The sequence below is a fragment of the Knoellia aerolata DSM 18566 genome (assembly GCF_000768695.1).
Taxonomy (GTDB): Bacteria; Actinomycetota; Actinomycetes; order Actinomycetales; family Dermatophilaceae; genus Knoellia; species Knoellia aerolata.
On sequence record NZ_AVPL01000081.1, the window covers coordinates 1 to 13202 of the forward strand.

Genomic DNA, 13202 nt, shown 5'->3' on the forward strand with positions numbered 1-13202 from the left:
GGCCCTCCGGCCGGCGAGCTCGCGCCACGGCCGGACGGGCCCGGACCGGAACAGGCCTTCGAGCCGCGGCTCGACCCCCGCATCGGGCGGGCGAGCCGGAGCGGCACCGTCGGCGCCCTGCTCGCGCTGCTCGTCGCCGCCGCGGCGACCGTCCCGGTCGTCGCCGCGGCCGGCCTGCTGCTGTGGATCGTCCTGGCCCGCACCGCGGACCGGTCGATGACCTCCCTGGTGATGCGCCGCCACGACAAGGGCCCTCGTCGCAGCGACGTGCCCGTCACCGTGCTCGTCGGCCCGTGGCACCTGCTGCTCGGCCTCGTCGGCTCGCTCTTCGGCGCGATCATGCCGGCGCTCATCGCCGTCTCGAGCGTCTTCTGCGCCGCGCTCGCGGTCGTCGCCGCGCAGGGGAGCGGTGCCCCCGAGCCGAACGCGCCCATCCCGCTCGCCATCGGCGGGCTGCTCGCCGGTCTCATGGCGTGGTGGGGCCCCGGCGGCGCCAGCCTCCGTCGTGGGACGCGCAGCATCGTGCGCGGCGTGAGCCCCGGCACCAGCACGAGCCGGGTGCTCGTCCTGCTGCTCCTCGTCGGCGCGGTCGCGGTCGCGGCGGCCGGCGTCGTCAACGGTGAACCGTCCTGGTGGCCGAGTGGGAGTGCGTGGTCCGACCAGCTGAACCTGCCGTGAGCGACGACGTCCGTCCCCGTCGGGCGTGGCGGCTCCAGGGCGGACCGCCGACCGAGCCGATGCCGCTCGTCGACCTGCTCCGGCGCACGCCCTACCGCAACGCCCGGGTCGCCAGCGAGGCCGCCGAGGAGGCGCGGGTCCGCAGTGCCCTCGACCTCGCCGTCCGTCTCGGGGAGCTCATGCTGCGCAGTGGCGCCGGAGCACCCCAGGTCGAGGGGTCGGTCGCGGCCGTCTGTGCCGCCGCCGGCCTCACCACCGTCGAGATCGACATCACCCTCCAGTCCCTGCTCATCCACGCCAGGGTCGACGGGGTCAGCTCGGTCACGGCGTTGCGCGTCGTCCGCTCGACCCGACACGACTACGCCCGGCTCGTCGCGGTGCACGAGCTCGTCGACGCGTTCGTCAACGGCCACATCGAGCTGCCCGAGGCGCTCGAGCAGCTGCGCGACATCAAGCGGGCCCACCGCACCTGGCCGGACTGGGTCGTCACCCTGGCGACGGCCCTGCTCGCGGGCGCGGTCGCGGTGATGATCGGCGCGACCCTGTTCACCGCCCTCGTCACCCTGCTCGTCGTGCTCGGCGTGTCCGCCGTGGCCCGGCTCATGGGGCCGCTCCGCCTGCCCGACTTCTACTCCAACGCGGTCGCGGCGTTCGTCGCGACGGCACTGGCGTGGACGGCATACGCCCTCGGCTCGCAGGGATGGCTCCCGGTGGGAGGGAAGGACTTCGCCTTCGTCGTGGCCGGCGGGATCGTCGCGCTGCTGCCCGGGCGCACCATGGCTTCCGCCGTCGAGGACGTCATCTCCGGGTATGCCGTCACCGGCGCCGGCCGGCTCCTCGCCGTCGTCGTGTCGTTCACCGGTCTCATCATCGGCGTCGCCGTCGGCCTGAGCACGACGATCCGGCTCACCGACGCGCTGTCGTTCTCGTTCGTCGCGCCGTCGGTCCTCGAGCTGCGGACCTCGCAGGCCCAGTGGTGGGCGGCCCTCGCGGGTGCGCTCGTCGTCGGCTCGTGCGGCGCCGTGACGATGCAGACCCGCCGTCGCCTCGTCCTGCCCACGGCGGCGCTGTCCGTCGTGGCGGCCGGGGTGTACTCGGTGCTCACCCGCGCGCTCGACGTCGGGCAGGTGACCGCAACCGGCGTCGCCGCCGTCGGCATCGGGCTCGTCGGGCGGCTCGTGGCGCTGCGGCTCGGGTCGCCGGCGATGGTCGTCGTCGTCCCGGCCAGCTTCGGGCTGCTCCCCGGCCTGACGATCTTCCGAGGCCTCTACGAGCTCGTCGGCGAGTCCACCGACATCGGGACGCTGTCGTTCCAGGCGGGTGTCGCGACCCTCCTCGGCGCGTTCGGGGCGCTGCTCGCGATCGCCACCGGCACGACCCTCGGCGAGATCATCGCCTCGCCGTGGGACCGACGGGTGGCCCGGGTCCGCCGCCGCGCCCGCGTCTGACCCGCCCCAAGACCTGGGGTGCGGGAGGGCCTTGGGGCTTCCTCGGGCGACACGCCGGAAGCGTGAACTTGCGAACGGGTGGGGCGCAAGTTACATTTGTGTAGTTCTGTGACAGGATTGAACAATGTTGCAGATGTGACGTAGCGTGCCTTTGTCGTCCCCTGACGCAAAGGATCCCCGTCATGCTCTTCGCCCCCGAGTTCCCCGCCCGTCCCGCTCGCCGTCGGCCCCTGCGCCGCGCGCTCGTCGGGACCACGCTCCTCGCCACGACCGCCTCGGCGGCCCTCGTCGGGCTCGCCACCGGTGCCGGTGCCAGCGAGACCGTCTGGGACCGCGTCGCGCAGTGCGAGAGCGGTGGCAACTGGGCCATCAACTCCGGCAACGGCTACTACGGCGGGCTCCAGTTCTCCTACAACACCTGGAAGGGCTTCGGCGGCCAGCGGTACGCGTACACGGCCAACCGCGCCACGAAGTCGCAGCAGATCGAGATCGCCCAGGCCGTGCTCAAGGTCCAGGGCCCCGGCGCCTGGCCGGTGTGCAGCGTGCGGGCCGGCCTCACCGTGGCCAACGGGCTCACCGTCCCGGTGTCGCGGGACGAGCCGCGTTCGCTGTTCCCCCTCGCCGTCGACGGCCAGAAGGGCCCGGGCACACGCAAGGCGGTCGAGACGTGGATCGGCGGCTCCGTCAACGCCTACTGGTCCCGCGACGACGTCAAGAAGCTCCAGGCCAAGGTCGGCGCGCAGCAGGACGGCTCGATCGGCCCGAAGACGACGCGCGCGCTGCAGGCCAAGGTCGGCGCGCAGCAGGACGGCTCGTGGGGTCCGAAGACCACCGCGGCCCTGCAGCGCTACCTCAACTCGCTCTTCGACTGACAGGTCGCCGGGGTTCGTCCGCCCCGCTCACGCGGCGGCGGGCTGCAGGTGCGCCCGCAGGCGCTTGACGGAGGCGGAGAGCAGTCTCGACACCTGCATCTGGCTCACTCCGAGGACCTCGCCGATCTCGCGCTGGGGGAGCTCCTCGACGAAGCGGAGGTGCAGGAGCAGCCGCTCCCGGTCGGAGAGCACGCCCACCGCCTGCATCAGGGCCTGCCGCATGACGATCCGCTCGGCCGGGTCGTCGAGGACGACCACGTGGTCGGCGAGGGTCCGCCCCTGCGGTGACGGCGCGTCGAGGGACGCCGCGCGGTACCCGCACGACGAGCGGCACGCGGTCCGCACGTCCACCACGTCCGCTTTGAGAGCGACGGCCAGCTCGTCGAGCGAGGGCTCGCGCAGCAGTCGGTGCCGCAGCGCCTCCTCGGCCGACCGGACCTCGAGCCGCAGCTCCTGCAGGCGCCGTGGCGGGCGCACGGCCCACGTGTGGTCGCGGAAGTAGCGCTTGAGCTCGCCCTCGATGGAGAGCACGACGTACGGGATGAGCGTGCGACCCAGGGCCGGGTCGAAGCGCGCGACCGCAGCGACGAGCGCGGTGCGAGCGACCTGCTCGAGGTCGTCGTCCTCCACCCCGCGGCCGCGGAACCGGCGGGCGATGCCGTCGGCGACCGGCAGGCAGGCCTCGGCCAGCCTGTTCCGCAGGGCGCGGGACTCGTGGGCGGTGCTCGTGGTGAGACGCTCGACGAGGGTGGTGATCTCGGAGTCGTCAGCGACGCGGGAGGTGTCGGCTGTGGAGGTGGACGTCATCACTCGTGCCTTCGGCAGGAGGGGACGGCGCCACTGTCGGACCCATCGGTGCAAGGAACATACCCATGCCTCGCTGCGAGGGCAAGGGACTTCCGTCCGTCCGGCCTCCAATCCCACTCCGTGGCGGTGACGATCTGCAACAGTGAGGCTTATCCTCGAAGGAGATCGACAGGTCGCCACCGCGGCCGTACCTGATCGTGCACGTGCCGGGACGCTGTCGCCACGAAGCGGACAGCGCAGAGCAGAAAGGACGATCCGATGTCTCGGGAGCTGATCCATCACCTCAGCGAGCTGGTCCTCGCGCTCTCCCACGGCGAAGAGCCGGTCACACCGGAGATGGTCGTCAAGGCCGGCGCCTCGGCGGTGCCGCACGGCCACCATGCCGGTGTCACGCTGCTGCGCGCGGGCAGGGCGCCGGTCACGCTGGCCGCCTCGGACGACCTGGCGAGCGCCGTCGACGACCTGCAGTACGCACTGGGGGAGGGCCCCTGCCTGGAGGCGGCGACGGGCCCCGCCGTGGTGATGTCCGACGACATCGGCACCGACGACCGGTGGCCGAGCTTCGGCCCCCGGTGCGTCGAGGCGGTGGGGGTGCGCAGCATGCTCAGCCTTCGCCTCCCCGTCGGTGGGGTCGACCATGCGGCGATCAACTACTACTCGACCGAGGTCGCGGCCTTCACCGACGACGACGTCACCGTGGCGTCGGTGCTCGTCCCGCTCGCCGCCCTCGCGGTGGAGGCGGACCTGCGCGAGCACGACCGCGAGAACCTCATGAAGGCCCTGCAGTCCAGCCGCCAGATCTCGACGGCGGTGGGCATCCTCATGTCGACCCATCGGCTGCCGCACGCCGAGGCGTTCGAGCTCCTCCGGCGCGCGAGCATGGACCTCAACGCCAAGCTCCGGGAGGTGGCCGAGGAGGTCAACCTCACCGGCGAGCTGCCGGTCAAGCGGGTCAACGCAACGTCCGAGACGCGGCGCTAGGGGCCGCTCGCAAGCGTGGGTGATTCGCCCGAGATTTGCCGTCCGGCGTCAGGGGTGCGCGGTCGACCGGTATCTTGGGCCACAGGTGTGAGCGTCCGACCACGGTGCGCATCCATCTGGCAGAACCTGCGGAGCTCACTCAACGTGAACGTCTCGGATCCTCGGCGTCAGACTCCCCCCGACGCCTCGATCAGTCGGCAGCTCGTCCAGCTCACCTCGGCCCTGGCGACGAGCGGCAGCGCCCCGGACCCCGTCAGGGTGGTCTCGGAGGTGCTGCACGCCGTGCCCTCAGCGCAGCACGGAGGCATCACGCTGCTTCGCGAAGGTCGTGCACCCTTCTCGCTGGCGGCAAGCGACGGCGTCCCTGAGGCCGTGGACCGGCTCCAGCACGCCAGCGGGGAGGGCCCCTTCCGTGAACCGACGACGGAGCACGGCGTCGTGCTGGTCGACGACCTGGCATCGGATCCGCGGTGGCCCGTGTTCGGTCCCGAGTGCGCGGTGGAGGTCGGTGTGCACAGCATGCTCTGCCTGCGCCTGGTGCTCGGTGGAACCGATCGCGCCGCACTGACCCTCTACTCCACCCGTCCCGCAGCATTCGGCGACGGAGACCGGACCAGGGCCGGTCTGCTGGGCCCCTTCGCCGCGCTCGCCGGCGAGGCCCACCTTCGCGCCGAGGACGTCGACAACCTCACGGCGGCGCTCGGGACGAGCCGACAGATCGGCACGGCGGTCGGGATCGTCATGGCCCGGCGCCAGGTCCCGAGCGAGGAGGCCTTCGCGCTCCTGCGCAAGGCCAGCATGGACCTCAACCGCAAGGTCTACGACATCGCTGCCGAGGTGGAGATGACGGGCGACCTGCCGGTGAGGACGTCGGCCCTCCTCCAGGACGGGCGCCTCGGCCTCACCTGACTCCTGGCCGCCCGGTCAGCCGTGGTGACCCGACTTCGCCAGGTGCTCACCCAGCGTGCCGGTGCGCGCCAGGGCCATGACCAGCTCCGCAGCGTGGCCCAGGGGGATCTCCTCGCGTCGGCCGAAGTCGGTGAGCGCCTCGAAGCTGTCGCCGGGGTCGATGCCGAGGACGTGCGCGAGCGCACCCTTGGCCTGCTCGACCACGGTCCGGCGGTGCAGGGCCGCTCGCAGGCTCTCGACGAGGGCTCCGTCCTCGAGACGACCGCAGAGGAGGACGAGCGTCACGGCGTCGCCGAGCGCTCGGCAGTCCGTGAGGCGCTCCTCGAAGTCGGACTCGTCGGCCCAGAAGACGTTGAGCGCTCCGAACGTCTCGTCGTGCCAGCGCAGGGGAGTGGCGTGGACCGCGGTGTACCCGGAGGACAGGATCACCGGGCCGGCCACGGGCCAGCGTGACCGGATGGCGTCGACGCCGTGCTCGCTGATGCCCGCGCCGGTGCGCAACGACTCGATGCAGGGTCCCTCGGCGACCTGCGCCTGGTACATCTCGAGGTCGAGCACGCGGTGTGACGTGCTGGCGAGCACCTCGAGGGAGCTGTCCGAGGTCACGAGCACCGCGGCGGCGTCGGCGGACAGCACCTCGGTCACCCCGACGAGCAGGTCGGCCATCGCGCCGGTGACGTCCGGGTGCGGACCGACCATGGCAGCGTTGGCCTGGACCAGGACGTCGGTGACACTCGTGGTCGTCATGTCGATTCGATCTTTCTCTCGGGGGTGGCCGAGAACGTCAGCTGGCGTGTGAGGACCGCATGCGCCGAGGCGGTGACGCTCTGGTCGTGCGAGTAGGCGTGAGCCCTGAGCAGGGCGATGGCGTCGGACTCCGGCACCCCCAGCTGGGCGACCACCATCCCGGTGGCCTGGTGGACCTCGGCCCGCTCCGCCCACGGCGCGTGCCCGAGATCGTGCTGGGTCGGGGCGTCAGCAAGGAGCGCCGCGGTGAGGACCTTGGCGACGACCCGTGCGGCGTCGATGTCGAGCGGGGGCGTGGAGCCCGCCTGGTGCAGGGTCAGCACGCCGAGCATGTGGTCGGGTTCGCCGAGGGGCAGTGCGTGGACCACGAGGGGCGCCAACGCCGTGAGAGTCTGACTCTCCAGGAGGGGCCACCGAGGGTTCGGTCCGTCCTCGACCGTGAGGTCGAACCGCTGGTAGACGCCGGTCGTGAAGGCGTCCGGCCCCGGCCCCTGGCCGACGACGTCCTGGGCCTCCTCAAGAATGCGGGCGGTGTCGTTCGTCGTGCACAGCGTGACCCGCTCCAGCAGCGTGTAGGCGAGCGTGATCGCGCCACCGTCGCACCCGAGGAGGTCGACGGTCGCCTGGCAGAGGCGGGTCGGCAGGGGAAGGCCCTGCTCGACGCCTCGCACGATGCGGCGGGCGAGCTGCGACAGGAGGTCGTCGACGTCGGCCATGGGTCCTTGCTTGCGGTGCTGCTGGTTGGTTGCTTCCCCAACCTACTCCTGCCGTCGGTGCATGGCCTGCTGACCCAAGGCCCGAGCCGCCCTCAGCCCAGCGTTCCAGTCGCGGGCACGGGTTCCCGACTCAGGGCAGGCAGGGTGCGCGCGCCCCGAGGTCGCGTCGTGGTCGAGGAGCCCGCCGGCCCGTCGGACGGTTGCACGTATCCCTCGTCGGTGGTAGTAAATGTGTAGCGCACACCATAGATCCCATCCGGGGGTCTGTGGCCCGTCGAGGGCATCTGGATGTGTTGGAGGTGATGACGATGTTGATGCGCACCGACCCCTTCCGTGAGCTCGACCGCATGGCCCAGCAGGCCTTCGGGGCCGTGGGGACCCTGGCCCGACCTGCGGTCATGCCGATCGACGCGTGGCGGGAGAAGGACACGTTCGTCGTGGAGCTGGACCTGCCGGGCGTCGACCCGGGCAGCATCGACCTCGACGTCGAACGCAACGTCCTCACGGTGAAGGCGGAGCGTCCCGGCCCGTCGAACAGCGACGAGCTGATCGCCGCCGAGCGTCCCCGTGGCGTGTTCAGCCGACAGCTCTTCCTCGGGGACACACTCGACACGGAGCACATCACGGCGGACTACGCCCACGGGGTGCTGCGGCTTCAGGTCCCGGTCGCGGAGAAGGCCAGGCCGCGCAGGATCGAGATCAGCAGCAGCGACACGGGCGGGCGCCAGGCCATCTCGGCCTGATCGGGCTGACCGGCGATGGAACCCCTGACCCTGTCGTCCGTCGGTGCCGTCGCTCCCGCGTCCTCGAGCCGCGCCGAGGTGGACGACTTCCTCGACGTCGTCCTCGCGGACGAGGACCTGCTGGCGGCCGAGTTCGACGCGATCATCGCTCACGCGTGGGGTGGGGCCACCGCGCCGGCCGAGCCGTCGACCCAGCGGGGTGTGCCGGGGCCACCGGCGCGGCCGCTGAGCGACGAACCGGGTGCGACCCCCCTCCGTGGGCCAGCGCACCCACCCAAGCCCCGGGTGCGCAGCCCCCCAGGGTGAGCGAGAGAGGCGGCCACCGGTCACGGACCGGTGGCCGCCTCCCCGTGCCGTGCGGCGGTCCCGCTACCGTGACCCGACGAGCTCGCGACGGCTCCGCGACGACGAACGGGAGTGGGGATGGACGAGCGACTGCCACGACTGACCCCCGACCGGCTCGACGACGCCCAGCGAGAGCTCCATGCCGCGATCACGGGCGGGCCCCGCTCGTCCGGCCCGCAGACGTTCTCCCTCGCCGCCGCCGACGGCTCCCTCGTCGGTCCCTTCGGGCTCATGCTCCACGTGCCCCATCTCGGGCAGTCGCTGCAGGAGCTGGGCGCAGCCGTCCGGTACCTCACGTCCTTCACCGACCGCGAGCGCGAGATCGCGATCCTCACCGCCGCGTCGGAGCTCGACAGCGACTTCGAGTGGTGGGCGCACACCCGCATCGGACGGTCGGTCGGGCTGTCAGACGAGGAGCTGGACGGGATCCGGTCGGGAGGTTTCGCCCAGCGGGCCGACGTGGACCCAATGGAGGCCGCCGTCCACGAGGCCGTCCGCCTGCTGTCGGCGAGGGAGTCGTTGGACGACCCGACGTATGCCGGGCTGGTCACGGTCCTGGGCGAGGTGCGGCTCATGGAGCTGGTCGTCCTCACCGGCTACTACGCGACGCTGGCGCTGATGCTCCACGTCTTCCAAGTGGGCTCACCGCCCGCCTGAACCCGACTGGCGTGGCGAACGCCTATGCTGGTCTGGCGTCCCGTCGTTCGGCGAGGGCGCTCAGCGACACGGTGGCCAGGGGCTTGGTCCCCCGCCCGCGTCCACGTCGGTCCGGTGTGCCGCGGTGCCAGCAGGCGCCCGCATCGCCTCGACCCACGGTGAACCGGGGCGGCTTGGGCTCCCTGCTGTGTCCGACTCACGAGAAGGTTCGGCTTGGCACAACGAACTTCGCGCAGCGGTGGCGCCTCGCGCAACGCGTCGCGCGACCGACGCCCGTCCCGCGCACGCGACGGCGAGGGCATCATCCCGGTCCTGGCCAAGACCGTCCGACAGGTCGAGGCCGGCGCCCAGCGCGGCAAGGTCCGCCCCCGGGAGCGGACGGCATACCAGGTCGTCGCCATCCTGCTGCGGGAGGAGCGCAAGCGCGTCCGTGCGGACGCCTCCATCTCGGAGGGTGAGCGCACCGCCGCGATGACGCGGCTCGACGGCATCGCGACGATCCTCGCGAAGACCGCGGCCCGTGACACCTCCCTGCTCGAGCTGCTCGCGGAGGGCGCTGCCGTCTCGTCCGCGGCCGTGGAGCTCAAGAACGAGATGCTGCGCGCCGCCGGTCGCGAGGCCGAGCCCGAGGCCGAACCGGAGCCCATGGCTCCCGCCGACTCCGCACCGTCGCCCCGTCGCGTGGTCCCGCAGACGGTCATCGCCCGCCAGCTCGCCAACCCGTTCCTCGCGCCGGACTTCTCCGCCGTGCCGACCCGGCGCCCGCGGACCAACCGGCTCGCCCAGTGGGAGCTGCTGACCCCCCTCTTCCGCGCGTTCGAGTACGGCGGCGACGCGACCTGCATGCCGCTGCCCGAGCCCGACGAGACCTGGCACGGGATCCGCGGGCTCGAGCTCATGCACCACCAGGCCCAGGTCGTGGCTGCCGCCGCAGGAGGCCACCGCACGTTCCTGCTGGCCGACGAGCCCGGCCTCGGCAAGACCGCCCAGGCACTGCTCGCCGCCGATGCGGCGAAGGCGTTCCCCCTGCTCGTCGTCGTCCCCAACGTCGTCAAGGCCAACTGGGCGCACGAGGCCGGGCTGTGGACCCCGCGCCGGGTGGCCACGGTCGTCCACGGCGACGGCGACACCATCGACGGCTTCGCCGACATCGTCATCGTCAACTACGAGATCCTCGACCGGCACGCCGGCTGGCTCGGACGCCACGGCTTCCGCGGCATGGTCGTCGACGAGGCGCACTTCATCAAGAACAAGTCGTCGCAGCGCTCGCAGCACGTCCTCGAGATCGCGGACCGGATCCGTTCGCGGACGAGGAACCCGCTGCTCATGGCGCTCACGGGGACCCCGCTCATCAACGACATCGAGGACTTCCGGGCGATCTGGCAGTTCCTCGGATGGATCGAGGACAAGAAGCCGCAGCAGGCGCTCATGGCCGCCCTCGAGGAGACCGGCCTGACCCCGGCGGACCCGGGTTTCTACGCGGCGGCGCGCACGAGCGTCATCGACCTCGGCATCGTCCGGCGCCGCAAGGTCGACGTCGCCTCCGACATCCCCGCGCGCCGAGTCGCGGACCTCCCGGTCGAGCTCGACGACGCCGCCGCCCGCTCGATCAGGGCCGCCGAGCAGGAGCTGGCCCGGCGCCTCGTCAAGCGGTACGAGGCGGCACAGGCCGCTCGCGGGGTCTTCGACCTCGGCGACGGCATCGACCACGACGTCGTCCGTCGCGTGGCCGCGTCCGAGCTCAAGAACGCCGGGACGAGCAAGACCGGCGACAACGTCTTCACCGTCATGCGCAAGATCGGCCAGGCGAAGGCCGCCCTCGCCGCCGACTACGCCGGTCAGCTGGCCCGCAGCGTCGGCAAGGTCGTCTTCTTCGCCAAGCACGTCGATGTCATGGACGTGGCGGAGCAGCAGTTCGTCAAGCGAGGGGTGGGCTACACCTCGATCCGTGGGGACCAGACCCCGAAGGTGCGCAAGGCGGCGATCGAGGGGTTCCTTAATGACCCCGACGTCTCCGTCGTCGTGTGCTCGCTCACCGCGGCCGGGGTGGGGCTCAACCTCCAGGTCGCCTCGAACGTCGTCCTCGCCGAGCTGTCCTGGACCTCGGCGGAGCAGACGCAGGCCATCGACCGCGTGCACCGGATCGGGCAGACCGAGCCGGTCACCGCGTGGCGGATCATCGCCGCCCAGACCATCGACTCCCGGCTCGCGCAGCTCATCGACGACAAGGCCGGACTCGCGGCCCGCGCGCTCGACGGGTCCGACGAGGAGGTCGGCTCCTCGGCCGACGTCCAGCTCGAGGCGCTGGTGTCCCTGCTGACCGAGGCGCTCGAGGCTGACGCACCGATCGACTGAGGTCAGCGACGGTCATCGCCGTGATGATGGCCGTGTCGTCAATGGGCGTCTGCAGCGAGGGGGGCTGCAGCGGGTGCCGTTCAGGTCCGAGTCCTGGGCAGCGAGCCGTGAAGGGGGGAGGTGATCCGGTTCGCGGAGGTCGATTCCGTCGTGGAAGACTTCGGAAGATGTCCATCCTCCGCGGGCGCCGCCGACCAGACGTCACCACGGTTGAGCTCGTTGGTGGCATCGAGCAGCGCGACCTCGCGCTGGCCGACTACGACCCCCGCTGGCCGGAGACGTATGTCGAGCACGAGCGTCGGATACGGGACGCCCTCGGTGGGGCGGTTCGAGTCGAGCACACCGGTTCGACGTCGGTGCCGGGACTGGCGGCGAAGCCGATCATCGACATCCTGGTCACCGTCCAGGACATCACCGCCGAGGAGGACTACCTCGACCAGCTTCTGGACGCTGGCTACGAACTGCGGACCCGTGAACCCGGTCACCGCCTGGTGCGCACCCCCGCCCGCGATGTCCATGTGCACGTCCTCGAGGCCGGTACTCAGGAGGCGCAGGATGTCGTGCTCTTCCGCGATCGTCTGCGCTCGGAGCCGGCGGACCGCGACCTGTACGAGCGCACCAAACGCGCACTGCTCAGTCAGGACTGGTCGGACATGAACGCCTACTCCGACGCCAAGTCCGAGGTCATCGCCGAGATCAAGAGGCGCGCCCGGACGTCGTCGGACGCCCACTCCGCGTGATGCGCACGGAACTGCCTCGGATGGTGCGCGGTCACCGATAGGGTCCCCGGACATGGACATGCTGAAGGGCGAGGAGATCGCCGCGGCCGAGCTGACCGAGTGGCGCAAGCTGGCGCAGGGACTTCATGCCCGCTACCTGGTCGACGACTTCGGGACCGGCGCACGGTTCGTCGTCGCGGTGGGCGAGGCGGGAGACGCGCTCGGACACCACCCGAGGGTGTCGATGGGCACGGGGTACGTCGACCTCAAGCTGAGCAGCACCGACGCGATCTACCGCGACGACGAGGGCACCGAGCACGTCGTCGAATGGGTGACCCAGCAGGACGTCGACCTGGCGCGACGGATCACCGTGGTCGCAGCCGACCACGACGTCGACGCCGACCCGGCCTCGGTCAGCGTCATCGAGCTCGGTCTCGACACGGCGCGCTCCGCGACCGTCGCCCCGGTGTGGGCCGCCCTGCTGACCGGTGACGCCCAGGCCCAGGGTCGCGGTACGCCGAGTGACGAGATCCGGGATGCCACGGGTCGGGTGCCGAACCTGTGGTTCGGGGAAGCCGACGCCCCAGAGAGCCGGCGTCAGCGGTTCCACGTCGAGGTCTATGTGCCGCCCGAGGTGGCCGAGCGGCGAGTCGCCGCCACCGTCGCCGCGGGTGGGACCGTCGTCGACGACAGCGAGGCGCCGTCGCTCACCGTGCTCGCCGACCAGGACGGCAACACGGCAGTTGTCTGCGTCGACGTCGCTGCTGCGACGAAGGAGTGAACCGCCGACGACGGTGACCCGGCGCCCGGGCGCGGACCACCACATCAACTCGCTGACCGTCACGCGTCGGACTCTTGGGTGCGGTCCGGGTCCATGCCCGGTTCCGGCAGCACGACAGCTCGACGGAACGCGCATGTATGGGTCCTACCGCCCCTTGGCCCGCGTCGCTCCGCCCAGTTAGACCCATGGTTCGAAGCGTCCAGATCGACGTGCCAACGCCGGCCAGAAATGTTCGTGCACCAGAGAGCCGACCGCTCGAGCCAGTCGGCCCGCGGGCTGGCGACTAACGCTCGGCCAATGGGTCGGAGAAACTGCGCCCCGGTCACCACCACTCCACTAGAGCCGCAGCCCTAGGATCACTCGCATGGCCGCGGCGCGCATCAGGCGCAGACGCTCTGATCGCGAGGGATAAACGGGCTCTTCCCAGATGAGGGTGTAGGTCGG

At 71.5% G+C, this 13202-nt stretch carries 13 protein-coding genes and 1 pseudogene; 11 read left to right on the forward strand and 3 right to left on the reverse strand.

The genetic code is table 11. The features are described 5' to 3' along the window. The 3 genes and pseudogenes from N801_RS21150 to N801_RS21800 form a co-directional block, all read left to right on the forward strand. A pseudogene (locus N801_RS21150) lies at window positions 1-678 on the forward strand (hypothetical protein); the annotation flags it as partial. Then, entirely contained in the window at window positions 675-2126 is a 1452-nt protein-coding gene (locus tag N801_RS17470) for a threonine/serine exporter family protein (RefSeq protein ID WP_052113263.1), read from the forward strand. The pseudogene N801_RS21150 and the gene N801_RS17470, both read left to right, overlap by 4 nt. Before the next feature lie 182 nt (window positions 2127-2308). Beyond that, entirely contained in the window at window positions 2309-2998 is a 690-nt protein-coding gene (locus tag N801_RS21800; protein WP_035940505.1) for a transglycosylase family protein, read from the forward strand. A 27-nt stretch (window positions 2999-3025) separates the two neighbouring features. Here the strand turns inward: N801_RS21800 and N801_RS17480 are convergent, their stop codons facing one another. Further along, complete coding sequence (locus N801_RS17480; protein ID WP_035940506.1) at window positions 3026-3805, reverse strand: sigma-70 family RNA polymerase sigma factor; 780 nt, start codon at window positions 3803-3805, stop codon at window positions 3026-3028. A 258-nt stretch (window positions 3806-4063) separates the two neighbouring features. Between N801_RS17480 and N801_RS17485 the strand changes: the two genes are divergently transcribed. Then, window positions 4064-4786, forward strand: a complete 723-nt coding sequence (locus N801_RS17485) for a GAF and ANTAR domain-containing protein (protein ID WP_052113264.1) — start codon at window positions 4064-4066, stop codon at window positions 4784-4786. A 144-nt stretch (window positions 4787-4930) separates the two neighbouring features. Continuing rightward, a complete protein-coding gene (locus N801_RS17490) occupies window positions 4931-5695 on the forward strand; it encodes a GAF and ANTAR domain-containing protein (RefSeq protein WP_052113265.1) in 765 nt (254 codons plus the stop codon). A 15-nt stretch (window positions 5696-5710) separates the two neighbouring features. Here the strand turns inward: N801_RS17490 and N801_RS17495 are convergent, their stop codons facing one another. Beyond that, window positions 5711-6442 (reverse strand): ANTAR domain-containing protein, encoded by a 732-nt coding sequence (locus tag N801_RS17495; RefSeq protein ID WP_052113266.1) that lies wholly within the window; start codon window positions 6440-6442, stop codon window positions 5711-5713. Continuing rightward, window positions 6439-7158, reverse strand: a complete 720-nt coding sequence (locus N801_RS17500; RefSeq protein ID WP_035940507.1) for an ANTAR domain-containing protein — start codon at window positions 7156-7158, stop codon at window positions 6439-6441. Before N801_RS17500 ends, N801_RS17495 begins: the two co-directional genes overlap by 4 nt. Window positions 7159-7466: 308 nt before the next feature. Between N801_RS17500 and N801_RS17505 the strand changes: the two genes are divergently transcribed. The 6 genes from N801_RS17505 to N801_RS17530 all read left to right on the forward strand — a co-directional run bounded on the left by N801_RS17505 (window position 7467) and on the right by N801_RS17530 (window position 12758). Beyond that, window positions 7467-7901, forward strand: a complete 435-nt coding sequence (locus N801_RS17505; protein ID WP_035940517.1) for an Hsp20/alpha crystallin family protein — start codon at window positions 7467-7469, stop codon at window positions 7899-7901. Between the two features lie 15 nt (window positions 7902-7916). Then, a complete protein-coding gene (locus N801_RS17510; RefSeq protein WP_035940508.1) occupies window positions 7917-8207 on the forward strand; it encodes a hypothetical protein in 291 nt (96 codons plus the stop codon). A 117-nt stretch (window positions 8208-8324) separates the two neighbouring features. Then, window positions 8325-8903 carry a carboxymuconolactone decarboxylase family protein gene (locus tag N801_RS17515; RefSeq protein WP_035940509.1) on the forward strand — a complete coding sequence of 193 codons (579 nt, stop codon included), beginning with the start codon at window positions 8325-8327 and terminating at the stop codon, window positions 8901-8903. Window positions 8904-9116: 213 nt separating this feature from the next. Beyond that, window positions 9117-11258 carry a DEAD/DEAH box helicase gene (locus N801_RS17520; protein ID WP_035940510.1) on the forward strand — a complete coding sequence of 714 codons (2142 nt, stop codon included), beginning with the start codon at window positions 9117-9119 and terminating at the stop codon, window positions 11256-11258. Between the two features lie 167 nt (window positions 11259-11425). Continuing rightward, window positions 11426-11998 carry a GrpB family protein gene (locus N801_RS17525; RefSeq protein WP_035940511.1) on the forward strand — a complete coding sequence of 191 codons (573 nt, stop codon included), beginning with the start codon at window positions 11426-11428 and terminating at the stop codon, window positions 11996-11998. A gap of 52 nt (window positions 11999-12050) precedes the next feature. Further along, window positions 12051-12758, forward strand: a complete 708-nt coding sequence (locus tag N801_RS17530) for a 4a-hydroxytetrahydrobiopterin dehydratase (RefSeq protein ID WP_035940512.1) — start codon at window positions 12051-12053, stop codon at window positions 12756-12758. The last annotated feature ends 444 nt before the right edge of the window (window positions 12759-13202 follow it).

Coding starts and splice junctions, on each gene's coding strand:
- N801_RS21800 (WP_035940505.1), top strand. CDS start 2,309: ATGCTCTTCGCCCCCGAGTTCCCCGCCCGTCCCGCTCGCCGTCGGCCC.
- N801_RS17480 (WP_035940506.1), bottom strand. CDS start 3,805: ATGACGTCCACCTCCACAGCCGACACCTCCCGCGTCGCTGACGACTCC.
- N801_RS17485 (WP_052113264.1), top strand. CDS start 4,064: ATGTCTCGGGAGCTGATCCATCACCTCAGCGAGCTGGTCCTCGCGCTC.
- N801_RS17495 (WP_052113266.1), bottom strand. CDS start 6,442: ATGACGACCACGAGTGTCACCGACGTCCTGGTCCAGGCCAACGCTGCC.
- N801_RS17500 (WP_035940507.1), bottom strand. CDS start 7,158: ATGGCCGACGTCGACGACCTCCTGTCGCAGCTCGCCCGCCGCATCGTG.
- N801_RS17505 (WP_035940517.1), top strand. CDS start 7,467: ATGTTGATGCGCACCGACCCCTTCCGTGAGCTCGACCGCATGGCCCAG.
- N801_RS17510 (WP_035940508.1), top strand. CDS start 7,917: ATGGAACCCCTGACCCTGTCGTCCGTCGGTGCCGTCGCTCCCGCGTCC.
- N801_RS17515 (WP_035940509.1), top strand. CDS start 8,325: ATGGACGAGCGACTGCCACGACTGACCCCCGACCGGCTCGACGACGCC.
- N801_RS17525 (WP_035940511.1), top strand. CDS start 11,426: ATGTCCATCCTCCGCGGGCGCCGCCGACCAGACGTCACCACGGTTGAG.
- N801_RS17530 (WP_035940512.1), top strand. CDS start 12,051: ATGGACATGCTGAAGGGCGAGGAGATCGCCGCGGCCGAGCTGACCGAG.